At 63.8% G+C, this 23,104-nt stretch carries 17 protein-coding genes; 8 read left to right on the top strand and 9 right to left on the bottom strand.

The genetic code is table 11. The features are described 5' to 3' along the window. Positions 1-34 precede the first annotated feature (34 nt). A complete protein-coding gene (locus tag C7I87_RS21425) occupies positions 35-316 on the bottom strand; it encodes a hypothetical protein (RefSeq protein ID WP_246696338.1) in 282 nt (93 codons plus the stop codon). A gap of 197 nt (positions 317-513) precedes the next feature. Here C7I87_RS21425 and typA point away from each other — a divergent pair, with 197 nt between their 5' ends. Further along, entirely contained in the window at positions 514-2,343 is a 1,830-nt protein-coding gene (typA, locus tag C7I87_RS21420) for a translational GTPase TypA (RefSeq protein WP_149906082.1), read from the top strand. Between the two features lie 56 nt (positions 2,344-2,399). On the opposite strand, the gene C7I87_RS21415 is transcribed toward typA, so the two are convergent. Beyond that, the gene (locus tag C7I87_RS21415; protein ID WP_149906081.1) at positions 2,400-3,026 is read right to left on the bottom strand and encodes a DUF1062 domain-containing protein; all 627 of its coding nucleotides are present in this window, start codon (positions 3,024-3,026) and stop codon (positions 2,400-2,402) included. A gap of 396 nt (positions 3,027-3,422) precedes the next feature. On the opposite strand from C7I87_RS21415, the gene C7I87_RS21410 reads away from it, so the two are divergent. Next, on the top strand, positions 3,423-4,037 hold the full coding sequence (locus C7I87_RS21410) for a LysE family translocator (RefSeq protein ID WP_149906080.1): 615 nt from the start codon (positions 3,423-3,425) through the stop codon (positions 4,035-4,037). Between the two features lie 9 nt (positions 4,038-4,046). On the opposite strand, the gene C7I87_RS21405 is transcribed toward C7I87_RS21410, so the two are convergent. Beyond that, positions 4,047-4,373: a YciI family protein gene (locus tag C7I87_RS21405; RefSeq protein WP_149906079.1), complete on the bottom strand. Its 327-nt coding sequence runs from the start codon at positions 4,371-4,373 to the stop codon at positions 4,047-4,049. 129 nt (positions 4,374-4,502) lie between these two features. Then, positions 4,503-5,066 carry a peroxidase-related enzyme gene (locus C7I87_RS21400; protein ID WP_149906078.1) on the bottom strand — a complete coding sequence of 188 codons (564 nt, stop codon included), beginning with the start codon at positions 5,064-5,066 and terminating at the stop codon, positions 4,503-4,505. Between the two features lie 136 nt (positions 5,067-5,202). On the opposite strand from C7I87_RS21400, the gene C7I87_RS21395 reads away from it, so the two are divergent. Continuing rightward, on the top strand, positions 5,203-9,990 hold the full coding sequence (locus C7I87_RS21395) for an NAD-glutamate dehydrogenase (RefSeq protein WP_149906077.1): 4,788 nt from the start codon (positions 5,203-5,205) through the stop codon (positions 9,988-9,990). Positions 9,991-10,270: 280 nt separating this feature from the next. Next, positions 10,271-11,647 carry an MFS transporter gene (locus C7I87_RS21385; protein WP_149906076.1) on the top strand — a complete coding sequence of 459 codons (1,377 nt, stop codon included), beginning with the start codon at positions 10,271-10,273 and terminating at the stop codon, positions 11,645-11,647. 43 nt (positions 11,648-11,690) lie between these two features. Here the strand turns inward: C7I87_RS21385 and purH are convergent, their stop codons facing one another. The 4 genes from purH to htpX form a co-directional block, all read right to left on the bottom strand. After that, positions 11,691-13,307 (bottom strand): bifunctional phosphoribosylaminoimidazolecarboxamide formyltransferase/IMP cyclohydrolase, encoded by a 1,617-nt coding sequence (gene purH, locus C7I87_RS21380; RefSeq protein WP_149906075.1) that lies wholly within the window; start codon positions 13,305-13,307, stop codon positions 11,691-11,693. Between the two features lie 94 nt (positions 13,308-13,401). Beyond that, positions 13,402-15,126 carry a heparinase II/III family protein gene (locus C7I87_RS21375; protein WP_149906074.1) on the bottom strand — a complete coding sequence of 575 codons (1,725 nt, stop codon included), beginning with the start codon at positions 15,124-15,126 and terminating at the stop codon, positions 13,402-13,404. A gap of 139 nt (positions 15,127-15,265) precedes the next feature. Further along, positions 15,266-16,657: an RsmB/NOP family class I SAM-dependent RNA methyltransferase gene (locus tag C7I87_RS21370; RefSeq protein ID WP_188393925.1), complete on the bottom strand. Its 1,392-nt coding sequence runs from the start codon at positions 16,655-16,657 to the stop codon at positions 15,266-15,268. Next, positions 16,654-17,673: a zinc metalloprotease HtpX gene (htpX, locus tag C7I87_RS21365; protein ID WP_149906072.1), complete on the bottom strand. Its 1,020-nt coding sequence runs from the start codon at positions 17,671-17,673 to the stop codon at positions 16,654-16,656. The genes C7I87_RS21370 and htpX overlap by 4 nt, the downstream gene beginning before the upstream one ends. A gap of 101 nt (positions 17,674-17,774) precedes the next feature. On the opposite strand from htpX, the gene C7I87_RS21360 reads away from it, so the two are divergent. Then, positions 17,775-17,996, top strand: a complete 222-nt coding sequence (locus C7I87_RS21360) for a DUF1674 domain-containing protein (protein ID WP_149906071.1) — start codon at positions 17,775-17,777, stop codon at positions 17,994-17,996. A 10-nt stretch (positions 17,997-18,006) separates the two neighbouring features. On the opposite strand, the gene C7I87_RS21355 is transcribed toward C7I87_RS21360, so the two are convergent. Continuing rightward, positions 18,007-18,672 carry an HAD-IA family hydrolase gene (locus tag C7I87_RS21355; protein WP_149906070.1) on the bottom strand — a complete coding sequence of 222 codons (666 nt, stop codon included), beginning with the start codon at positions 18,670-18,672 and terminating at the stop codon, positions 18,007-18,009. A 172-nt stretch (positions 18,673-18,844) separates the two neighbouring features. Here C7I87_RS21355 and C7I87_RS21350 point away from each other — a divergent pair, with 172 nt between their 5' ends. The 3 genes from C7I87_RS21350 (at position 18,845) to C7I87_RS21340 (ending at position 23,083) form a co-directional block, all read left to right on the top strand. Continuing rightward, the gene (locus C7I87_RS21350; RefSeq protein WP_149906069.1) at positions 18,845-19,714 is read left to right on the top strand and encodes a transglutaminase-like domain-containing protein; all 870 of its coding nucleotides are present in this window, start codon (positions 18,845-18,847) and stop codon (positions 19,712-19,714) included. A gap of 375 nt (positions 19,715-20,089) precedes the next feature. After that, positions 20,090-21,451 carry a pilus assembly protein gene (locus C7I87_RS21345; protein WP_149906068.1) on the top strand — a complete coding sequence of 454 codons (1,362 nt, stop codon included), beginning with the start codon at positions 20,090-20,092 and terminating at the stop codon, positions 21,449-21,451. Positions 21,452-21,814: 363 nt separating this feature from the next. Beyond that, on the top strand, positions 21,815-23,083 hold the full coding sequence (locus C7I87_RS21340; RefSeq protein WP_149906067.1) for an SAM-dependent methyltransferase: 1,269 nt from the start codon (positions 21,815-21,817) through the stop codon (positions 23,081-23,083). Positions 23,084-23,104: the final 21 nt, after the last annotated feature.

Genomic DNA, 23,104 nt, shown 5'->3' with positions numbered 1-23,104 from the left:
GGGAGATCGGCAGCTTCGCGGACGGCGCGAACTGTCAGTCGGGATAGCAGACCATTGGAATGTGGGGCCAAACCGCCGTGTCGCAGTTGGCGCTGGCTTGCCTTTGCTTGAAGGCGGCGCTGACCGGTCCGGTCACCACCGGATCCACGCCGTCGGGCGCGTCGGCAAAGGCCTGCTGCGCGGAAGGCGCATTGTCGGGCAGGACGGGTCGCGCTTCCTTCAGCGTCGCGGCCGATTGCGCTGCGTTGGCCGCCAGCAGCATCGCAAAGGCGGCGGACGCAATAAACGGCCAAAATCGGTTGAGTTTGTCGGTCATGACGTTCGAACTACCCGGACCCTCAAAGGTTCCCGCCTTGGTTAACAAAATCATTTCACACGCAGATGCTTAAGATTTGATGAGTATTTGGTGTCGCGCGTCCCCTTTCGCAACTGCGAAAAACCCTGTATGAGCCGCGCAACCGAAAGAGGCAGCGCCTTTGGCCTGCTGCCTGCAACGCTTCCGAGACCAGAATCATGAACCTCCGTAATATCGCGATCATCGCGCACGTCGACCATGGAAAGACCACCCTGGTCGACCAGCTTTTGAAGCAATCCGGCTCCTTCCGTGACAACCAGCGCGTCGCCGAGCGCGCCATGGATTCCAACGATCTCGAAAAGGAACGCGGCATCACGATCCTGGCCAAGGCGACCTCGGTCGACTGGAAGGACACCCGCATCAACATCGTCGACACCCCCGGCCACGCCGATTTCGGTGGTGAGGTCGAGCGCATCCTGTCGATGGTGGATTCGGCCATCGTGCTGGTCGACGCCGCCGAAGGCCCGATGCCGCAGACCAAGTTCGTCGTCGGCAAGGCGCTCAAGGTCGGCCTGAAGCCGATCGTCGTCATCAACAAGATCGACCGTCCCGACGCGCGCCATGTCGAGGTGGTCAACGAGGTGTTCGACCTGTTCGCCGCGCTCGACGCCACCGACGAGCAGCTCGACTTCCCGATCCTCTATGGTTCGGGTCGCGACGGCTGGGTGTCGGAAAATCCGGAGGGCCCCAAGGACCAGCAGCTTGCACCGCTGTTCGACCTCGTCATCAAGCATGTGCCGGCGCCGACCGTCCACCCCGGCCCGTTCCGCATGATCGGCACCATCCTGGAAGCCAACCCGTTCCTCGGCCGCATCATCACCGGCCGCATCGAGAGCGGCACGCTGAAGTCCAACCAAGCGGTCAAGGTGTTGCACAATGACGGCACCCAGATCGAAACCGGCCGCATCTCCAAGATCCTCGCTTTCCGTGGCCTCGAGCGCCAGCCGATCGAAGAGGCGCAGGCGGGTGACATCGTCGCCATTGCCGGCCTGTCCAAGGGCACCGTCGCCGACACGTTCTGCGACCTTGCGGTGACCGAGCCGCTGCATGCGCAGCCGATCGACCCGCCGACCGTGACCATGTCCTTCCTCGTCAACGACAGCCCCCTTGCCGGCACCGAAGGCGACAAGGTGACCAGCCGCGTCATCCGCGACCGGTTGCTTCGGGAAGCCGAAGGCAATGTCGCGCTCAAGATCGAGGAATCGCCCGACAAGGATTCGTTCTTCGTCTCCGGGCGTGGCGAATTGCAGCTCGCCGTGCTGATCGAGACCATGCGCCGCGAAGGGTTCGAAATTGCCGTCTCGCGTCCGCGCGTCGTCATGCAGAAGGGCGAGAACGGCGAATTGCTGGAGCCGGTCGAGGAAGTCGTCATCGACGTCGACGAGGAGCATGCCGGCGTCGTCGTGCAGAAGATGTCGGAGCGCAAGGCCGAGATGGTCGAGCTGCGCCCGTCTGGCGGCAATCGCCAGCGCATCGTCTTCCATGCGCCGACGCGCGGCCTGATCGGCTACCAGTCGGAACTGTTGACCGACACGCGCGGCACCGCCGTGATGAACCGGCTGTTCCATGCCTATGAGCCCTACAAGGGCGAATTGCCCGGCCGCACCAACGGCGTGCTGATCTCCAACGAGCAGGGCGAGTCGGTCGCCTACGCCATGTGGAACCTGGAAGACCGCGGCCCGATGGTCATCGATCCGGGCGTCAAGGTCTATCAGGGCATGATCATCGGCATCCACAGCCGGGACAACGACCTCGAAGTGAACGTGCTGAAGGGCAAGAAGCTGACCAACATCCGTGCCGCCGGCAAGGATGAGGCGGTCAAGCTCACTCCGCCGATCCGCATGACGCTGGAGCGCGCGCTGGCCTGGATCCAGGACGACGAGCTGGTCGAGGTAACGCCGAAGACCATTCGCCTGCGCAAGCTCTATCTCGACCCCAACGAGCGCAAGCGTTTCGAAAAGTCGTCCAAGGCGGTCGGCGCGGCGTAAGGTTTTCTCTTCCAAGAGTTGAGAGGGCGGAGCACCTGTGCTCCGCCCTCTTTCGTTCACCCGCCGGCAGCCGAGATGACGGCATGCCTGTCGGCCTCACCGGCCAGATCAATGCGGATGGTCGTCCCGTCCCGGGCAGGCTTGCGCAGGCCTCTTGCCCCGTCCGGGTCGATGACCAGCAGTCGCCGCTCCTCCAGCGCCTGAAGCCGCGATCGCGAGATGCGGAGTTCGTTGGCGAGCAAGCGGTCGAGCCTGAGCGATGTCGGCATTTCGAGCCCAAGCCTGAGTTCCAGCGCCGTCGCGCCTTCCGTTCCGTCTCTGACCACCTGCTTTTGCACGACGACATCGGAGAACTCCTCGACACGACCAACCCGGCTGCGCAGCGCAACGACATCGAAGGCGTGGCGCCGCGCGAGTGCCGGATCGTTGCTCTCGAGGGCCCCAAGCAGCGCCGGCTCGATCTCCCTGCGGTTGCAGCGCTCGAAAATGCCGAAATTCCAGGAATTGTCGCAGTCGACGCAACGATAGATCAGCCACACGTCGATGCGTTTGCCGTTGGCGTTGACGCGGAATTTGCCGCTGCAGCGATAGGCTTTCACGAAGCCGCAGCGATTGCAGTTGATCAGGGGGCGTGATGCGATTTCAGGCGCGATCGTCCAGTGGATGCGCAGGGCCGAAGACATGCCGGTAAGTCCTTCCCGTCGGGAAGCTCATCCGGTCGGCGATGTCGAGATGCCCGTGCGGGCGCGGCGTGGCGGGTGGCTGCGGAGATTGTGAAGTCAGGTGTCGCTGGCGGAAAGCGCGCGACCACGGTTCAGCAGTGCCAAACCGGTCTCGAACCGCCGCCCAGAGGAACACATGAAAAAGGAGACAGGCACTGCTGATGCGGCGCCATGCAGGTGTGTCGGGGGAGTTGACGAGACCGGCGGTTACTGAGGCAAAGTGAAGCTCGAAATTGTTTCGCGGCGGCCCTTCTAGCGGCGCGGCGCCGGACCGGCAAGCGTCTTTTCGCCGGCGCCACCGAAGCTCGACCGCTTGCGCTAGTGTCAGGCTTCAAAGATTGTCAGACAGGATCCGCCATGCATCTCACCTCGCTCCTGATCTTCGCCGCTGCCTTGTTCGTGGCCGCCGGTTCGCCCGGCCCGTCGGTTGCGGCGCTCGTCGCGCGCGTCATCTCGAAGGGATTTCGCGATGTGTTTCCGTTCCTGCTTGCCATGTGGATCGGCGAAGGCATCTGGCTTTCGCTGGCGGTGTTTGGGCTAGCCATGGTGGCGCATACCTTCCATCTCGCTTTCGTCATCGTGAAATGGGTTGGCGTCGCCTATCTCGCCTATCTCGCCTGGAAAATGTGGACGGCGCCTGTCGACGCCAGGGAGGGTGAGATGCCGCGGGAAGATTCGGCCGGCAAGCTGTTCTTCGCCGGCATGGCCGTCACGCTCGGCAATCCCAAAATCATGATGTTCTACCTAGCACTGTTGCCGACCATCATCGACCTCGCTTCGGTCAGTTTCGTCGGCTGGGTCGAACTGACGGCGACCATGGCGGTGGTGCTGATCGCCATCGATCTCACCTGGGTGCTCGCCGCCTCGCAGGCGCGCAAGCTCCTCAGGAGCAAGCGCGCCATGAAGATAGCCAACCGGGTTAGTGCCACGACGATGGCCGGTGCCGCGGCAGCCATCGCGGCGCGGTCTTGAGGCGACCCGTCAGCCCATCATATTGATGATGGGTGCGATCTCGACGTTGCAGTTTGGCATGGCCAGCATCGGGCAGCCCTTGGCCTTCTCGGCTGCATCGTCGATATCCCTGGCTTCGATGATCGAGTAGCCGCCGGTTGGGTTGCTGCCGCCGTTGTTCTCTATCTTGCCACTGGGCATTACGGTCTTCGACATGCCGACCGGATTGCCCGGGTCGACAACAGCCGAACCGAGCTTTCCAAACCAGTCTGTCCAGGCGTCGGTCATCGCCTTTCGCTCGGCGTCGCTCGTCGGCATCTTGCCGGAGCCGTGATAGACGTAGAGAAACTTCGCCATGTTCTCCTCCCTTGATGAGCGGCATCGAACCGGCATGCGGTCATGCCGCATGCTGATCATCGGACCAAACCGGCAAACAAGCAACGAGAATGAGCGATATCTAATGTAGGGCTGGCCTCCTGCCGAGCCTCACCGTGCCATGGCGTGGTATTCGTCGTTCGGCCGCATGTCGATCGCGGCCGCGACACGGTTCGACATATTGAAGAAGGCAGCGGTCGAGGCGATGTCCCAGATGTCGCGGTCGTTGAAGCCGGCCTGGCGCAATGCGGCGCGGTCTGCCTCGACGATCCTTGCCGGCTCTTCGGTCAGCTTGACGGCAAATTCGAGCATTGCCGTTTGCTTCGGGGAAAGATCGGCAGCGCGGAAATTCATCACCATCATCTCGCCAAGCACGGGATCGCCCGAGAGCTGGCGCACCGCGGCACCATGCGCGGTCAGGCAGTAGTAGCAGTGGTTGATCGAGGAGACGGCGACCGCGATCATCTCGCGTTCCAGCTTCGAGAGGCCGGACTCGCCCAGCATCAAATCATTGTACATGTCGGTGAAGGCGCGCAGCTTCTTGTCGTCGAAGGCATAGGCCCTGAGCACGTTGGGGACGAGGCCGAGCTTTTCCTCGCATTTGGCGAAATAGGCTTTTGTCGGCTCGCTCAGCTCTCCGGAGGCCAGGTCAAGCGCGGTGATTTTGCCGGTCATCGATCATTTCTCCTCGTCAGGCGATGCCTTGCCCCGAATTCCGATAATTCTTGGCAAGCCGTCAAACCTTTGTCGCCAAACGGCGGTCATCTGCTACCATAGTCGCAAAAGCATACGACGGGAGGGAAGAAGCGTCATGGCCAGCGTGAAATCCGCAGCTAAGTCGAAGAAGAAGGCAACAGCGGCGAAGGCGGAGGACAGACCGGCCAGACTTGCCGACTACCTGCTCGCCCGCGCGCCGGCGGAGGATATCGCCGCCTATGACGTGGCCGACCTCGAACGCGCCGCCGATCTTGCCGGCCACGCGGTCGCCGGCCACAAAAAGGGTGAGTGCGTCGTCTCCGTCGAAGCCGATTCGGGCGTGGTTCGCGAAGGCCGCCCGGTGACCGTCATCACGGTCGTCAACGACAACATGCCGTTCCTGTTCGATTCCATCCTCGGCGAAGTCACCGAGACATCAGGCGAGCCGATGCTGGTCACCCATCCTGTCATCACCGTGCGCCATGGCAAAGGCGGGGTTGAAGAGATCCTCGGCGACGGCAATTTCGCCAAGGACGACGGCAGCCACGACCGGCTGAGCGTGATCCATGTCCATATCCCGCGGCTGACGCCAGAACAGGCAAATGCCTTGGCCGAGCGGCTGCGCAAGATGCTTGGCCAGGTCCATGCGGCGGTCAACGACTGGCGGCCGATGCTGGCCCGGCTCGACCAGGCCATCTCCGAATTCCGCTATTCGGCGGTTCCGCTCGACAAGAAGAGCGTCGCCGAGGCCATCGCCTTCCTGGAGTGGCTGCGTGACGACAATTTCACCTTCCTCGGCATGCGTGAATTCAAGTACACCGGCGGCGAGGAAAGCGGCAATCTGGAGCGGGCCGAGAAGCCGGGCCTCGGCATCCTATCCGACCCCGATGTGCTGGTGCTCAGGCGCGGCACCGAGGCGGTGACGACAACGCCTGAAATCCGCGCCTTCCTGCACGGACCGGAGCCGCTGATCGTCACCAAGGCCAATGCCAAGTCGCTGGTGCACCGGCGCATCTATCTCGACTATATCGGCGTCAAGACCTACACCAACAAGGGCACGTTGGCGGGCGAACTGCGCATCGTCGGCCTTTTCACTTCGACCGCCTACACGAGCTCGGTGATGAAGATCCCCTATCTCAGGTCCAAGGCCGAAACCATCATCGCCAAGTCTGGCTTCGACCGGCACGATCATTCCGGCAAGGCGCTAATCAATGTGCTGGAAAGCTATCCGCGCGACGAATTGTTCCAGGTGCCGGTACCGATCCTGCGCAAACATGCCGCGGCCATTCTCGGCCTGATCGAGCGGCCACGCGTGCGGGCGCTGGTGCGCGCCGACCAGTTCGACCGCTTCGTCTCGATCCTCGTCTTCGTGCCGCGCGACCGCTACGACAGCGTCGTGCGAGAGAAGATCGGCACCTATCTGAAAACCGTGTTCGAGGGCCGGCTGTCGGCCTACTACCCGGCCTTCCCCGAAGGCGGGCTGGCGCGCGTGCATTTCATCATCGGCCGCTCCGGCGGCAAGACGCCGAAGGTCGAGCAGGCGACGATCGAGGCGGCGATCCGCGATATCGTGCGCACCTGGGAAGATGCGCTTGCCGATGCGGCCGAAGCCAGCGGCAGCGACCCGGCGTTGAAAGCGATCGCCGCGCGGCTGCCGGAGAGCTACCGGGACACGTTCAGCGCGGCGGTGGCGCTGGCCGATGCCGGACGCATCGCCAAGATCAGCGCCGGCAATCCGATCGCCATCGACTACTACCGCCATGCCGAGCAGAAGCCGCAGCAGGCGGCGCTGAAGATCTATCACCACGGCAGCCCGGTGGCGTTGTCGCGGCGCGTTCCGGTGCTGGAGAACATCGGCTTCCGCGTCATCAGCGAGCGCACCTTCGAGGTCGGCGACGACCAGTCGGGCCTGGCCTTCATCCACGACATGGAACTGGAGAACAGCTACGGCAAGCCGATCGACCACGCCGATGGCGGGGCGCTGTTCGAGGACGCGTTCCTGTCGGTGTGGCGCGGCGACGTCGACAATGACGGTTATAACGGCCTCGCCCAGACGGCCGGCCTGTGGTCGGGCGAGATCACCATCCTGCGCGCCTATGGCCGCTATCTGCAGCAGGTCGGCATTCCGCAAAGCCAGGATTTCATCGCCGCGGCGCTCAACCGCTATCCCGAGATCGCGCGCGGCCTGCATGACCTGTTCATCGCCCGGCTCGGCCCGACGGCCGAAACCGAAGGCGTGGTGGCGGCCAAGCACCTCAAGGCCAAGATCAAGGATGCGCTGGAAGATGTGCCCAACATCGACGACGACACCATCATCCGCCGCTACCTCAATCTGATCGAAGCCTCGCTGCGCACCAATCATTTCGTTTCCGATACGAAAGAGAAAGGCCAGTCGCTGGCGATCAAGCTCGAATCGCAGGCAGTCGAAGGGCTGCCGGCGCCACGGCCATGGCGGGAAATCTTCGTCTACGGTTCGGAGGTCGAAGGCCTTCATCTGCGCTTCGGCCCGGTCGCGCGTGGCGGCCTGCGCTGGTCGGACCGCGCCCAGGATTACCGAACCGAAGTGCTCGGCCTGGTCAAGGCGCAGCAGGTCAAGAACGCCGTCATCGTGCCGGTCGGCGCCAAGGGCGGCTTCTATCCCAAGAAGCTGCCGATGAGCGCCGGACGCGACGCCATCTTCGAGGCCGGCACGTCTGCCTACAAGAACTTCGTCTCCAGCCTGCTGTCGATCACGGACAATATCGGGCTGGACGGCGTCATCCCGCCGGCGGGTGTCGTGCGCCGCGACCAGGACGATCCCTATTTCGTCGTCGCCGCCGATAAGGGCACGGCGACTTTCTCCGATACTGCCAACGCGATCTCGGAGAAGCACGGCTTCTGGCTCGACGATGCCTTCGCCAGCGGCGGTTCGGCCGGCTATGACCATAAGAAGATGGGCATCACCGCCAAGGGCGCCTGGGAAGCGGTCAAGCGGCATTTCCGTGAGATGAACCGCGATATCCAGACCTCGCCTTTCTCCGTCGTCGGCGTCGGCGACATGTCGGGCGACGTGTTCGGCAACGGCATGCTGTTATCGCCGAAAACGCGGTTGATCGCGGCCTTCGACCATCGCGATATCTTCATCGACCCGGATCCTGACATGGCGGCCTCCATGGCCGAGCGCGAACGCATGTTCGCGTTGCCGCGGTCAAGCTGGCAGGACTATGACAAGAGCAAGCTGTCGGAAGGCGGCGTCATCGTCTCGCGCAGCCAGAAGTCGATCACCTTAACGGCGGCCGCTGCGGCCGCGATCGGCCTTGCCAAGACGACCGCCACGCCGGTCGAGATCATGACCGCCATCCTCAAGGCGCCGGTCGATCTCCTGTGGTTCGGCGGCATCGGGACCTATCTCAGGGCATCGACCGAAACCAATGCCGAGGTCGGCGACCGCGCCAACGATGCCATCCGCATCACAGCGCTCGACGTGCGCGCCAAGGTGATCGGCGAGGGTGCCAATCTCGGCGTCACGCAGCGGGCGCGCATCGAGTTCGGCATGAATGGCGGCCGCTGCAATTCCGACGCCATCGACAATTCGGGCGGCGTCAACTGCTCCGACGTGGAGGTCAACATCAAGATCGCGCTGGCATCCGCGATGCGCAAGGGATCGTTGACGCGTCCGGCGCGCAACAAGCTGCTGGCCGAGATGACCGACGAGGTCGGCAGCCTGGTGCTGTCCAACAACTACCAGCAGACGCTGGCGCTTTCGATCGCCCGCAAGCGCGGCCTCGCCGACATCGCGCATCAAAGCCGCTTCATGACGGCGCTGGAGGCGCGTGGCCTGCTCGATCGCATGGTCGAGACACTGCCGTCGCCGGCAGCCCTTGCCGAACGCGAGGCGCGCGGCGAGCCGCTGACCCGGGCCGAACTCGGGGTGCTGCTCGCCTATGCCAAGATCGTGCTGTTTTCCGACATCGTCGCCAGCGACGTGCCGGACGATGCGCATTTCGACCGCGACCTGATGGGTTATTTCCCGGACCGGATGGCGAAGAAATACGCTTCGGAGATCCACAGTCATAGGCTGCGCCGCGAGATCATTGCTCGTGTCGTCGCCAACGATCTGGTCAATCGCGGCGGCCCGTCCTTCGTCAACCGGCTGCAGGAAGCAACGGGGCGCACCGCCGCCGACGTGGTGCGCACCTTCGCCGTGGTGCGCGACGGCTTTGCGCTGCCGGCGCTCTATCGCGAGATCGACGCGCTCGACAACCAGATCGACGGCCAGGTGCAACTCGATCTCTATCAGATGGTGAGCCGGCTCATCTATATGAGCAGCGGCTGGTATCTGAAGAACGATGCCGGCACGGCACCGCTCGGCCATCGCATCGCCGAACTGCAGGATGCGCGCAAGGCGCTGGAGCCCAAGCTGGTATCGCTGCTACCGGCCTTTTCGCGCGAGCGGATCGAGGAGAAGCGGCACGGTCTGTTCAAGGCGGGCGCCCCCGAAAAGCTGGCCGAGCAGCTGGCGATGAGCGAGGTGGCGGAGCTCATCCCCGACATCGCGCTGACGGCGCGCACGGCGGGCGCCGATATCGTTGCGACCGCCAAGGCGTTCTTCGCGGTCAGCGACGCCTTCCGCATTCCGCGCGTCGAGGATGCCGCGCGTTCGATCACGCCTTCCGACTACTATGATCAGCTCGCTCTGTCCCGCGCCACCGACACGATCGGCGCTGCGCGGCGCGGCATCGCGGTCGCTGCGCTCACCGGCCATGCCAAGGCGGCCGATCCGGTGGCGGCCTGGTTGGAAGCCGGCGGCGAGCGGGTGGCGCGCATCCGCGATCGGCTGCAGGCGCTGACCGAAGGCGGCGACATCACCGTGTCGCGGCTGTCGGTGGCATCAGGGCTGATGAGCGATCTGACGGGGATGTGAAGCGGGTCATCTCCAAGGTTTGGCGCTGCCCCTCATCCGCCTGCCGCCACCTTCTCCCCGTATAGTGACGGGGAGAAAGGAACTGAGCGCAAGGCAGGCGCCAATTCTGTTACGTCGACATTCGCGAAATCCTCCGCGACGCGTCTTTCTCCCGTCACTATACAGGGAGAAATGTCCGATAGGACAATGAGGCGCGGCGCGGCGCTTGTCATTTGCATGAGCATCGGAAACATGCAGACATGGCGCCCGAACGGGCGGAGCGGATGCCAAGGGAATCATCATGGCGGTAGAGACAATGCAGCGGGCGTCCGGGCGCGGCATCTGGGGGTGGATGTTCTTCGACTGGGCGGCGCAGCCGTTCTTCACGGTCGTCACCACCTTCATCTTCGGACCCTATTTCGTTTCGCGCATGGCGGGCGATCCGACCACCGGCCAGGCCGTCTGGGGCTATGGCATCGCCGCTGCCGGGCTGGTCATCGCCGTGCTGTCGCCAATTCTTGGCTCGATTGCCGATCAGACCGGACCGCGCAAACCCTGGATCGCCTTCTTCGCGGCGATCAAGATCACCAGTCTGACCCTGCTGTGGTTCGCCGCACCGGGCTCGAATCTGTTCCTGATCGTCGCGCTGTTTTCCATGGCGTCGGTAGCGGCGGAGTTCTCGACGGTGTTCAACGACTCCATGATGCCGCGGCTGGTGCCGAAGAGCGAGATCGGCCGCATCTCAAACATGGCATGGGGGCTCGGCTATCTCGGCGGCATGATCGCGCTGATCTTCGTCGTCACCTGCCTGGCCGGCTCGCCGGAGACCGGCAAGACGATCATCGGCATCACCCCGTTGTTCGGCCTTGATCCGCAGCTGGGCGAGGATGCCCGCGCCACCGGACCGCTGTCGGCCGGCTGGTATTTCCTCTTCATCCTGCCGATGTTCTTCTTCACGCCCGACGCCATCAAGGGCATCCCGATCGGGCCGGCGGTGCGCGAAGGCCTTTCGGAACTGAAATCGACGCTGGCCGAGGTGCGCAAGCGCGGCGGCATCTTCCGCTTCCTCGTCGCCCGCATGATCTACCAGGATGGCGTCAATGCGCTGCTGGCGCTGGGCGGCACGTTCGCGGCCGGCATGTTCCACTGGTCGATCACCGAGATCGGCATGTTCGGCATTATCCTCAACATCGTCGCCATTTTCGGCTGCTGGATCGCGGCGCGGCTCGACACCGCGCTCGGCTCCAAGGCGGTGGTGATGATTTCGCTGGTCATGCTGTCGATCGCCACCATCGGCGTCATCTCGACTGGGCCCGGCTTCACGCTGCTCGGCCTGATCCAGCTTTCCACCACCGATTCCGGCGGCCTGTTCGGCACGGCGGCTGAGAAGGCCTACATCATGTATGGCCTGCTGATCGGTCTGGCTTTCGGGCCGGTGCAGGCCTCGTCGCGCTCCTACATGGCGCGCAGCGTGACCGCAGCCGAATCCGGCCGCTATTTCGGCATCTATGCGCTGGCAGGGCGGGCAACCAGTTTCCTGGCGCCGTTCATGGTGGCGACGATTACCGCCACCAGCGGCTCGGCCCGGCTCGGCATGGCGGCGATTATTTTGTTCCTGGCCATCGGCATGGCGATTTTGGTGAGGACGCCCTATCCGGCGGACCGGCCGGTGGAGTAGCAGCGCCGCTTCCTTCTTCTACAAGAGGAGAAGGAAGTGGCGCTCAATGCCGGAAATGCCGCACGCCTGTGAACACCATGGCGATGCCATGTTCATCTGCGGCGGCGATGACGTCGTCGTCGCGCATCGAGCCGCCCGGCTGGATCACGGCGGTGGCACCGGCTTCGATGGCCGACAGCAGGCCGTCGGCGAAGGGGAAGAACGCGTCGGAAGCGACAACCGAGCCTTTGGTCAGCGGCTCGGCCAGTCCAGCCGCCTCCGCGGCGTCGAGCGCCTTGCGCGCTGCGATGCGTGAGGAATCGACCCGGCTCATCTGGCCGGCGCCGATGCCGACCGTGGCGCCGTCCTTGGCATAGACGATGGCGTTCGACTTGACGTGCTTGGCGACGCGGAAGGCAAATTTGAGGTCGGCCATTTCGGCCGGCGTCGGGGCGCGCTTCGTCACCACCTTCAGTTCGAGGTCGTCGACCACGGCATTGTCGCGGCCCTGGACGAGAAGGCCTCCGGCGACGGACTTGACCGCGGTACCGGCCGCGCGCGGATCGGGCAGGCCGCTGGTGACCAGCAGGCGCAAATTCTTCTTGGCGGCTATGATTGCCGCGGCCTCGTCGGTGACGTCCGGCGCGATGATCACCTCGGTGAAGGTTTTCACGATTTCCTCGGCCGCCTCGGCGTCGAGGGTGCGGTTCATGGCGACAATGCCGCCGAAGGCCGAGACCGGGTCGCAGGCGAGCGCCTTGGCGTAGGCCGCCTTCAGCGACGTGCCTTCGGCGACGCCGCACGGATTGGCATGCTTGATGATAGCGACTGCGGCAGAGCGGTTCGGATCGAACTCGCCGGCCAGTTCGAAGGCGGCATCGGTGTCGTTGATGTTGTTGTAGGATAGCTGCTTGCCTTGCAGCTGCCGCGCCGTGGCGACGCCGGGCCGCTTGTCGCCATTGACGTAGAAGCCGGCGCCCTGATGCGGGTTTTCGCCGTAGCGCATCACCTCGGCAAGCCTGCCGCCGAAGGCGCGCCAGGTCGGGTGCTCGATCTCCAGCGCCTCGGCGAACCAGCCCGAGATCGCCGCGTCGTAGGTGGCGGTACGGGCGAAGGCCTTGGCCGCCAGCTTCTTGCGGAAATCCAGCGACAGCGAGCCGATGTTCATCTCCAGCGCGTTGAGCACCGCGGCGTAGTCGCCGGGATCGGTGACGATGGCCACATAGGCATGGTTCTTGGCCGAGGCGCGGATCATCGCCGGGCCGCCAATGTCGATGTTCTCGACGACCGACGCGTAGTCGGCGCCGGAGCGGCGGACTTCCTCGAACGGATAGAGGTTGGAGACCACCAGATCGATAGGCTCGATGCCGTATTTGCGCATCGCCAATGCATGCTCGGGGTCGTCGCGCACGCCAAGCAGCGCGCCATGCACGGACGGGTGCAGCGTCTTGACGCGGCCATCCATGATCTCGGGAAAGCCGGTGAGTTCGGAGACATCGCGCACCGCCATGCCGGCTTTGGCGATTGCTTTTGCCGTGCCGCCGGTGGAGACCAGCTCGACGCCGGCCGCGGCCAATGCCCTGGCAAAGTCGATCAGTCCGGTCTTGTCGAAAACGGACAGCAGCGCGCGGCGGACCGGAACGAGGTCGGGGGCGAGAATGTTCTTGGCAGGAACGACCATGGGCTGGCGGCCTTTCAAGTCTGGAGGAGCAGGCCCGCGCCGTAGCACATGACATCAGGAAATCAAACCGCAAGGTCGGCGCTGGAAGACAGGGTCAGTTGTTTTCGGGATAACCGGCGATCGTTGTCCGCGTCAGCTGCCAGTGGACTTCGGCAATTTCGGACGCCTTGAAGGCGAGGACGATCTGGCGGCTGCGGCGCGGACCGCCCAGACCGGCGAAATAGATCGATTCCTCCACCTCGGGCATGACTTCGCCTGAGGTGAACACCCAGGTGTCGGCCTGATCGGCGGTCAGGACCAGACGCTCCTGTTCGTCCTGCAGCAGATTGATGTCCGGATGGACGTGAAAGCGCACGGTGATGAAATCGCGGCCGTTGTTGCGGATCGCGGCATTGCCGGGCCGCAGGAACCGGTCCCGGCCCGCCAGCACATTGCCGTCCGCGGAGAGCTTCAGCTCACGCTCGTGCAGGAAGCCGAAACGCTGCAGATAGCCGTCATGACGGGCGATGAAGCCGTGGACGCCTTTCTGGTCGATGCGTTTGCACTGCACTTGCTGCGGCCCACCGATCAACGGCGAACCCAACTGGTCGTTGACCCGCAGCGAGTGGGTGAAACGCGCCGAAGACGTGTCGTTGATGGTGGCCGTCGAATGCGCGGCGGTGGCGCGGGCCAGCGGCCGGAACTCGGCGGCGCCGTAGGTGTCGATGCCGGCATTGACGATGTAGTGCTGGCGGCCCGACGACAGTTCGAAGGCGAGGCAGCCGGCATGCGCTGCATTGGACACGTCGACCGGCGGCGGCAGGCCGGTATCGGCGATGACGGTGGTGCCGCCCATCGCCAGCCGCTCATAGCCCGAATGCGGCGCATGCAGCAGCGGCGAGCCCGCGGTGTCGTCATGGCGCAGGATGGTGGCTATGCGGTCGTGGATGGTGGCGCCCATGCCGTTGAAGCGGGCGAGGCTGCCATCCTGATGCCGGAAGAAGCGCAACGCCGGCAGCATGCGGTCGATGGCGCCGATCAGCGCCTGCGGCGGCGCTTCGGCCTGGTTGGCATAGGTCTGGCGCAGCGGCAGGAGGTCGGCGAGGATTTCCAGCACCGTCATTGGATTGCGCGAGACATGACCGCCGTCGGCAAGAATCTGGCGATTGAGTTCGTCTGCGAGGTTGCGCGTGGCGCCGCGCAACGCCGAGGCCGGCGCCGGCAGGGACAGTGCGGCGAAGGCCAGCGCGATGCGGGCGCGCAGCCGGTCCTTGCCGTCGGGCATTTCGCGCGCCATCGACCTGAGATAGCGGATCTGCATGGCCAGCGATTTCAGGAAGGCGCGATAGAAGGGGAACTCGGCACCCTGCAGCACGACGGAAGAATGCTGCAGCCAGGCGATGATGCGTTTGGCCGTCGTACCTGGCTCCCAGGCAATGCCCGAAATATGGTTGCCATGCATGGCGATCCAGTCGGAGACGAGCGCGCGGGCGTTTGCGGCGGCAAGCTCCGTGCCGGCGGCACGCATATGGCGCAGCCAGCGAAAGCCATGCAGCGTCTTCTGCCACCCGTGATTGGGGACATTGATCTGGAAGGGCGACTTGCCGCCGGTCTCGACCAGGTGCCCCGACAGGGGATAGCGGCCGTAATAGATCTCGAGTGCGATCTGCGGATCGGCGAGGCGCAGGTCCGGCGGCGCGATCAGGACACGTTCGGGCGTGCGTCCGGAATAGCGCCAACGATAGATCGGGCCGGCACGCAGGCGCCGGCGCGTCTTGCGCCAGAACTCCTTCGCGACCAGCGTCCACAGACGCGTCGTGTTGCTGGCAGCCAGTGCCAAAACCCCTCCTGATCGTCCTCTACCCCAAGCACAAGCTTATATGATTCAAGAACTTATGCGAAGGCGGATTCCATAGGACGGAGCAGGGTCCCCTGCTTTCGGACAGGGTCCTTCCCAAAAAATCTGCAAATCCGGGTGGTTAGGCCGAGGTTCGACGCATCCGCGCGGCGAAGAAGCCGTCCAGACCGGAGCGCTCCGGGGCGCCGAGGTCAAGATCGGCGGGTGTGGTGCGCAGCGTGCCTTGCGGCGTCAGGAACGAATCGATGCCGGCGATCTCGCCCTGCCGCAGCGGATCGTCAATGACCGCAGCCGTGTTCTCGAGAAAGGAACGATGCAGTTCTTCGCCCTCGATCGGATCGAGCGAACAATTGGAAAAGACGATCCGGCCGCCGGGCCTGACCAGCGTAACGGCGCGGGTAAGCAGCCTGCGTTGCAGGTCGGCAAGTTTTTCGACGTCCGCTGCCGTCTTGGTCCACGGCACGTCCGGATGCCGGCGCACCGTACCGGTCGAGGAGCACGGCGCATCGAGCAGCACGGCGTCGAACAATTCGCTGGGCTCGAATTTGAGCAAGTCGGCCTGCACGATTTCGGCGGAGAGGCCAAGGCGGTCGAGATTCTGCGCCAGCCGCACTAGGCGGTTCTTCGAGGTGTCTACCGCTGTAACCTTGGCGCCAGCGACAATGAGCTGCGCGGTCTTGCCGCCGGGCGCGGCGCAGAGATCGGCGACGCGCAATCCGCTGACATCGCCGAACAGCCGGGCGGGAAGGCTGGCGGCCGCATCCTGGACCCACCATGCGCCCTCCGCGAAGCCAGGCAATTCGGTGACGGCGCCGGCAAGCTCCTCCACCCGAACCGTTCCCGTGGGCAGGACAATGCCGCCGAGCTTTTCGGCCCAGAGTTCAGCATCGGCCTTGACCGAGAAATCGACCGGCGCCTCGTGGCGATGGGCGGCCAGGATCTGCCGGGCCTTCTCGGAGCCGTAGGCGGTCTTCAGCCGGTCGGAAAACCATTTCGGCGCTTCGTCGGTGGCGGCAAGCGCGGCCGGAAGTTCGGCTTCCTTGGCTCGCGCCAGCGTGCGCAGCACGCCGTTGACCAGGCCGGAAAAACGCTGCGTGCGGGGATCGGACTTGGCGTGCGTCACGGCGAGGTCGACGGCGGCGCTGTCGGGAATGTCGAGGAACAGGATCTGCGCTGCCGCCACATGCAGTATGTGCGACAAGACGGTCGCGTTGGGCGGCAGCGGCTTTTCCAGGCGCCGCGCCAGCAGTCCCGATATGGTCATGCGGTAGCGCAGCGCGGTGACCAGTATGGCGCGAACCAGGCCACGGTCGCGCAAATCGAGCGCCCTGTATTGCGGATGGCCGTTCTCGTGGTCGGTCAGGCCATCAAGAGGCGTGCGGGCGTCGATGACGGCAGCCAGCAAGCGCGCCGCCGCCTTGCGCGCCGCGAGGCCGGCAACGAATTCGCCGCCGGGATCGTGGTCCTGATCGCCTGAAACCGTACGTCGAGGTGCTCTGCCCGCCACGCTCACGACCACCGGCCCTTGGGCCCGGTCGGGTTGCGACCCCACGGATTGGGCTTCGGGCTGGCCGGTTCGGCCGCCTGTTCCGGTTCAGCCGGCTTGCCCCACGGTCCGGCCGATTGCGGCTCGTTCGCCTGCGCTGGCGTCGGTGCCTGGCGCTGCGCGGTTCGCGGAGCGCCATCGGCCATTTCGCGCGCCATCGCCTGCAGGGCGGCGATGCGGTTGTCGGTGCTCGGATGGGTGGAGAACAGACTGTCCATGCGCTCGCCATGCAGGGGGTTGATGATGAAGAGATGTGCCATCGCCGGGTTGCGCTCGGCATCGGGGTTGGGAATGCGTTCGGCCCCGCGGGCGATCTTGTCAAGCGCGGAGGCCAGCCATAGCGGGTGTCCACAGATTTCGGCGCCGCGCCGGTCGGCCTCATATTCGCGGGTGCGGCTGACCGCCATCTGCACGATCATGGCCGCGAAGGGCGCCACGATCATCGCCGCCAGCACGCCGACAAAGCCGAACGGGTTGTTGTCGCGATTGCCGCCGAGGAAAAACGCGAAATTGCCGAGCATCGAGATGGCGCCGGCAAAGGTGGCGACGATGGTCATGGTCAGCGTGTCGCGGTGCTGGACGTGGGCGAGCTCATGCGCCATCACGGCGGCGACCTCTTCATGGGTCAGTCGCTGCAACAGGCCGGTGGAGGCGGCGACCGCCGCGTTCTGCGGATTGCGGCCGGTGGCAAAGGCATTCGGCTGCGGATTGTCGATCAGATAGGTTTTCGGCATCGGCAGCCCGGCCTGCTTGGCCAGTGCCTGGACGATGGCGTAATATTCCGGCGCATTCTTCTCGTCGACCTCGACGGCGCGGTTCATCGACAGCACCATCTTGTCGGCGTTCCAGTAGCTGAACAAATTGGTGCCGGCGGCGACCACCAGCGCGATCATCATGCCGCCCGAGCCGCCGATCAGGAAACCGACGCCCATGAACAGCGCCGTCATGGTGGCGAGAAGCATGGCGGTGCGAATGGTGTTCATCGTCTGCTCCTGTCCGGATGGTAAAAAAGGGTCGATCCTCGCGACGTCATCGCTATATGATGGGAAATGCCTGTTCCTGTTTCAATCCGCTCGAGATACGCATGAACGACGAAACCAGTAAAACGCCGGCCGGTCCCGATGACGGCACGCCGCCAAAAGAACTGACGCCCGCCGCCCACCGCGCGCTGCAGGAAGCCGAGGCAAGGCGGCAGGACTACCGCGAGAAGGAAGCGGCGCTGCCCCGGGAGATCGGCGGCCGTGGCGGCAAGGAGCCCGGCCGCTATGGCGACTGGGAGGTCAAGGGCCTGACCAGCGACTTCTAGGGACTGTTCCCTAAGCAGCGTTGCGCTGCGGCTCGAGCGCAATCCAGCCGCGTTCGTCGACGGTGATGTCGATCGCATCATAACCGGCGATTGTGGCATGCTGCGTTGCCAAGGGATGCTGGTGCGTGGCGTTGATCACCATGACCGAAGCGCCAGCCGCCTCCGCCGCCGCGATGCCGGCCGGGGCATCCTCGAACACCAGACAATCGCGTGCGTCGAAGCCAAGCCGTCTTGCGCCTAGCTGGAAGCAATCGGGCGCCGGCTTGCCGCGGGAAACGTCCTCTGCCGCGACGAGGACCGCAGGGACAGGAATGCCGGCGACCTTCATGCGTGCAAGCGCCAAGGAGCGTGGCGCCGAGGTTACGATCGCCCAGCGTTCCGGCGGCAGCGCGTTGAGAAACGCCACGGCGCCGGCGATCTGGACGATGCCCTCGAGATCGTCAGCCTCTGCCTTCAGCAGCAGATCCGCTTCGTGTCTCGGGTCGACGCCCGTGAGCGCCAGCGCGGTGATGGTCTCGATCGCCCGCACGCCGTGGATCGTCGGCAGGAAGGCCGCGACGTCGAGGCCGTGGCGCCGCGCCCAATCGCCCCAGACCCGCTCCGCGGAGGCGATGGAATTGATGAGCGTGCCGTCCATGTCAAAAAGGAAGGCGGCGAATTTTCTGCCAGCAAACATGATGTTCCTTGAAGTCTGGGGGAGGGTGTCGAGGGAGGACGCAACCGTAACGCCAAGGCGCCGACATGGAAAGGCGCGAGAGCGCATTTGGGGCGCGATCGAGGGAACCACCGTCACCTTGCAACGTTTGAAACCGTACCATTCCCATCATGCGAACCAGGGGACCACGCCCATGCTGATACGCCTCGGCTACGAGATCGCCATTGAATGTGCCGAGGCAACTCCGGTGATTTCTCTGCTCGAGATTCACAAGGACAGGCAGGCCGACATCAAACGGCAGACACGTATGCTCACCTCGCCATCGGTGCCGACCACGCTCTATCACGACCTGCATGGCAATGCCTGTCGTCGTTTTACCGCGCCCGCCGGCGGCTTTCGCATCCTCTACGACGCGGTGATCGAGGACAGCGGCGAGATGGACGAGGTCAATACGCTGGCCAGCGAAATGCCGGTCGCCGAGTTGCCCGACGAGGTGCTCTGCTACCTCCTGGGCAGCCGATATTGCGAGACAGATCACCTGAGCGATCTCGCCTGGCAGCTGTTCGGCCATCTTCCGTCCGGCTGGGCGCGGGTACAGGCAATCGTCGACTATGTCCACAACCGCCTGTCCTTCGGCTACGGCTATGCGCGTTCGACCCGCACCGCCGCGCAGGCGCACGAGGAACGCGTCGGGGTGTGCCGCGACTTCGCCCACCTGGCGATCACGCTCTGCCGCTGCATGAACATTCCGGCACGTTACGTGAACGGCTATCTCGGCGACATCGGTGTGCCGGCCGATCCGGCGCCGATGGATTTCTCGGCCTGGATGGAAGCGTTCCTCGACGGCAAGTGGTATACGTTCGACCCGCGCCACAACCGGCCCAGGATCGGTCGTGTCGTCATCGCGCGCGGCCGCGATGCCACCGACGTTCCCTTGCTGCACAGCTTCGGCCCGCACCGGCTCAGCCTTTTCAAGGTGTGGACCTATGAGCAGGAAGGCAGGCTGTTCAACCCGCCCCATCGCGGCATCAACAGGACGGTCAGCGCACAGATGCTGGCCTAGCTATGATATTCAGGTGAGGCCGGCCTGATCTTCCTAACAGGCCCTACATCCAAACACATTTTGCCGCTGACCAGTTCGCGGGGCCTTCAATCCTGGGACAGTTGGTCCGCTTCGGCACAGAAAGGCTGTGCCGCAACAGGACGTCGCCACGCTTCGGCGATGGCCTCGCCTCCAGCATGGTAAGCGCTTGGTAAACGCGGCGACAACCGTGTTTTTTCGTTTACCAGTCGTTCACCTTTACGAAGGTCGAAAGTAAGCAAAAACAACAGGTTGATGTCTTGCCGAGGGTGTCCCGGCGTGAGGCGGCGTCATCCGGCTGGAATCCTGCATTGCCCTGTCCGCGGCGACGAGGCCGAGGCAAGCGGAGGCTGTTGGATGCGGAATTACGGGGGTCTTGTTCACGCGGTCGGCGAGTTCGCCAGAGATCGTGGTGGAAATTTCGCAGTCCTGTTCGGCTTTGCTGCCTCGGTCTTGGCGCTGGTCGCGGGCTTTTCGGTCAATGTCACTCAGCTCTACAATGCCAAATCGAGCCTGCAGGGCGTGGTCGATGCGGCCGTGACATCGACAGCACGTGACCTGACCACCGGCGCCATCAAGGAAGCCGACGCCAACAAATCCGTGCAGGCCTTTCTCGACGCCAACAGCACGGCGGGCATTCTGCACGCCGGCCAGATCGTGCTCGACAAGCTGATCGTCGACAAGACCGCAAAAACGGTCCAAGTGGACGCCCATGTCGATGTTGCCCTGTTCTTCCCGATTTTCGGCACGGACGATGCGAGGCGGGTCACTGCTTCGACGACATCGCTTTATTCGGACAGGACCATCGAAGTGGCGATGATGCTCGATGTAACCGGATCGATGGCCGGTCAGAAAATCAAGGACCTGAAAACCGCCGCCGCCAATGCGGTGGACAGCTTTCTAGGCAGTCAGGACCCGAACAAGCCGCGCGTTCGCCTCTCCATCGTGCCCTACGCCAATTCGGTCAATACCGGCCAACTTGCGGCCAGCAGCGTCTATGTGGAAGCCAATGCCAGCCAGCGCAAACAGGCGCCCGGCAATGCGAGCGCTCAGTCTGCTTCGGCGTCCCCACGCCCGGACAATTGCGCCACCGAACGCAAAGGGGCCGATCAATATTCGGACGCAGGTCCTGTCTCCAGCATGGTCAACCGCGACTATCTGTTGTCGAGCTTCGCTGCAAACACAAACACCGCAGCTTGTCCGGCCGCCGCGCTCGTCCCTTTGACGGCTGACGTCGCCACGCTCAAGAATGTCATCAAGAATCTTGTCGCCTCGGGAGGCACCGCCGGCCACATCGGCGTCCAATGGACCTGGTATATGCTGTCGGAAAGCTGGGGCAGTGTGCTCAATGCCTCTCAGCGGCCAGCCAAGCTCGATCCCAAGAAAGTTGGCAAGTACGCGATCCTCATGACGGACGGCGAATTCAACCTGTCCTATTTCGACGCGACCAGCGTTGGTGGGGTCTATAACGACGCCGGCAAGGAAACGACCCGCACGGCGGCGACAAAACTCTGCGCTGCCATGCGCGACAAAGGCATAGAGATCTTCACGATCGGCTTCAAACTCGACGAGACGAATGCCGCTTCGACGCTCCAGAATTGTGCCAGCCCCGATACCGGTTCGGTCAAGCATTTCTACCAGGCCGCCGATGGCGCCGAATTGGATTCGGCCTTTCAGACAATCGCCCGCAACATCGAAGCCCTTGCTTTGACGAAGTAGGACCCGGCCCAAAAGGAAAAGGCCGCCGCTTCTTTCGAAGCCGGCGGCCTTCCGTGTTTCCGTCCATGACGCGGCTCAATGGCGGTGACGCTCACGTCACCCGCCGCGCATCTCGCGCCTTAACGGGAAGACTGCTTCCCGAAAGTGCAATCCGCTGAGGCCACGTTCTGGAAAACGAAATCACTCGACATCGGATCACCTCCTTTCAGTTCGTTGAACACACACCCATGATGGGGTGCGTTGCAGCAAATGACAAGTACCATGCTGAAAAAGGCATTCCTTGCCGGAAGATGGCGCCGCATGCTTTGGCTTGCGATCCAGGTCTCAAACGGACAAGATTGGCCATCGACCGCGGGGAAGGGCATGGACGCCACCGAAAGAGCTGCGCGCATCGTTCGAACGGTAGTCGAGGCGGTGAAGCCCGGCTTCGCGGTCAGACTGTGGACCGGCGAGCGGATCGGCCCCGCCACGGGGCCCGTGCTCGTTATCAACGACCGCGACATTGTCTGGCGGATTGTTCGCCGACCGTCCTTGTCGACCCTAATCGAGATGTGGATTTCCAAGGCAGTCGACATCGAGGATGGATCGCTGTTCGATTTCTATGCCCTGCCTTCGACGGGCAAGCTGCGGTCGAAGCTGAAGGCATTGCCGAAACGGGCGCTTCTGCGTGACTTGCCGGCGGTGCTGTTTTCGAGAAAGCAGATGGCGTCGCGGGTTGATCTCGCCGGTCGCAACCCGTTCGTCAGCGGCTCCAGCAAGGAGGCGATCCAGCATCACTATGATATCTCGAATGCCTTCTACGGGCTCTTTCTAGACCAGCGCATGGTCTATAGCTGCGGGTATTTCCAGGATTTCGCAAACGGCATCGACGAGGCGCAGGTCGACAAGCTCGACCATATCTGCCGCAAGCTTCGGCTGAAACCCGGTGAAAGATTGCTCGACATCGGCTGCGGCTGGGGCGCGATGCTGATCCATGCCGCGAAAAACTACGGTGTCGTCGGGCACGGCGTCTCGCTGTCGCAAGCCCAGACCTCGCTTGCCCGCGAGCGCATTCGCGCCGAGGGTCTGGAGGACAAGATCACCATCGAGATAAAGTCCTACGCGGAGCTCACCGGCACCTTCGACAAGATATCGTCCATCGGTATGTTCGAGCATCTAGGCCTGGCAAACCATGCCGCCTACTTCTCCGCTGTCCACCGGCTGCTGAAACCAGGCGGCATCTATCTGCATCACGCCATCACAAGGCGCAGCAAGGGCGACATCAAGAAGACGCTGCGCAAGGGGCCGGAATACAAGGCGCTGATCAAATACATCTTCCCGGGTGGCGAACTCGACACGATCGGCATGACAGTAGGCAATCTCGAAGCACACGGCTTCCTCGTCTACGATGTCGAGAATTTGCGCGAGCACTATGCCTGCACCTGCAGGCTGTGGGCCGAGCGTCTGCAGGCGCGGTTCGGCGAGGCGATCGCCGAGGTCGGCGAAGCCAAGGCGCGGCTGTGGCTGCTTTACCTGAGCGGCTGCTCCATCACCTTCGAACGCGCCTCGGCGCAGATATTCCAGACCGTCGCCACCAAACGGGCGCGAGGCCCGAGCGGCTTGCCACCGACACGGGCGGATTTGTACCGGTAAGGCGGAACGCTCTCATTTGCC

This window comes from Mesorhizobium sp. SARCC-RB16n, from assembly GCF_008520305.1.
Taxonomy (GTDB): Bacteria; Pseudomonadota; Alphaproteobacteria; order Rhizobiales; family Rhizobiaceae; genus Mesorhizobium.
Note: the sequence above shows the minus strand (reverse complement) of the source record. Positions and strands in the feature narration are given on the sequence as shown.

What these genes read in the sequence shown, in the direction of transcription:
- C7I87_RS21355 (WP_149906070.1), bottom strand. Translation starts at nt 18,672, where the DNA reads ATGTTTGCTGGCAGAAAATTCGCCGCCTTCCTTTTTGACATGGACGGC.
- C7I87_RS21345 (WP_149906068.1), top strand. Translation starts at nt 20,090, where the DNA reads ATGCGGAATTACGGGGGTCTTGTTCACGCGGTCGGCGAGTTCGCCAGA.
- htpX (WP_149906072.1), bottom strand. Translation starts at nt 17,673, where the DNA reads ATGAACACCATTCGCACCGCCATGCTTCTCGCCACCATGACGGCGCTG.
- C7I87_RS21400 (WP_149906078.1), bottom strand. Translation starts at nt 5,066, where the DNA reads ATGACCGGCAAAATCACCGCGCTTGACCTGGCCTCCGGAGAGCTGAGC.
- C7I87_RS21395 (WP_149906077.1), top strand. Translation starts at nt 5,203, where the DNA reads ATGGCCAGCGTGAAATCCGCAGCTAAGTCGAAGAAGAAGGCAACAGCG.
- C7I87_RS21410 (WP_149906080.1), top strand. Translation starts at nt 3,423, where the DNA reads ATGCATCTCACCTCGCTCCTGATCTTCGCCGCTGCCTTGTTCGTGGCC.
- C7I87_RS21340 (WP_149906067.1), top strand. Translation starts at nt 21,815, where the DNA reads ATGGACGCCACCGAAAGAGCTGCGCGCATCGTTCGAACGGTAGTCGAG.
- C7I87_RS21360 (WP_149906071.1), top strand. Translation starts at nt 17,775, where the DNA reads ATGAACGACGAAACCAGTAAAACGCCGGCCGGTCCCGATGACGGCACG.
- C7I87_RS21415 (WP_149906081.1), bottom strand. Translation starts at nt 3,026, where the DNA reads ATGTCTTCGGCCCTGCGCATCCACTGGACGATCGCGCCTGAAATCGCA.
- C7I87_RS21385 (WP_149906076.1), top strand. Translation starts at nt 10,271, where the DNA reads ATGGCGGTAGAGACAATGCAGCGGGCGTCCGGGCGCGGCATCTGGGGG.
- C7I87_RS21405 (WP_149906079.1), bottom strand. Translation starts at nt 4,373, where the DNA reads ATGGCGAAGTTTCTCTACGTCTATCACGGCTCCGGCAAGATGCCGACG.
- purH (WP_149906075.1), bottom strand. Translation starts at nt 13,307, where the DNA reads ATGGTCGTTCCTGCCAAGAACATTCTCGCCCCCGACCTCGTTCCGGTC.
- typA (WP_149906082.1), top strand. Translation starts at nt 514, where the DNA reads ATGAACCTCCGTAATATCGCGATCATCGCGCACGTCGACCATGGAAAG.
- C7I87_RS21425 (WP_246696338.1), bottom strand. Translation starts at nt 316, where the DNA reads ATGACCGACAAACTCAACCGATTTTGGCCGTTTATTGCGTCCGCCGCC.
- C7I87_RS21350 (WP_149906069.1), top strand. Translation starts at nt 18,845, where the DNA reads ATGCTGATACGCCTCGGCTACGAGATCGCCATTGAATGTGCCGAGGCA.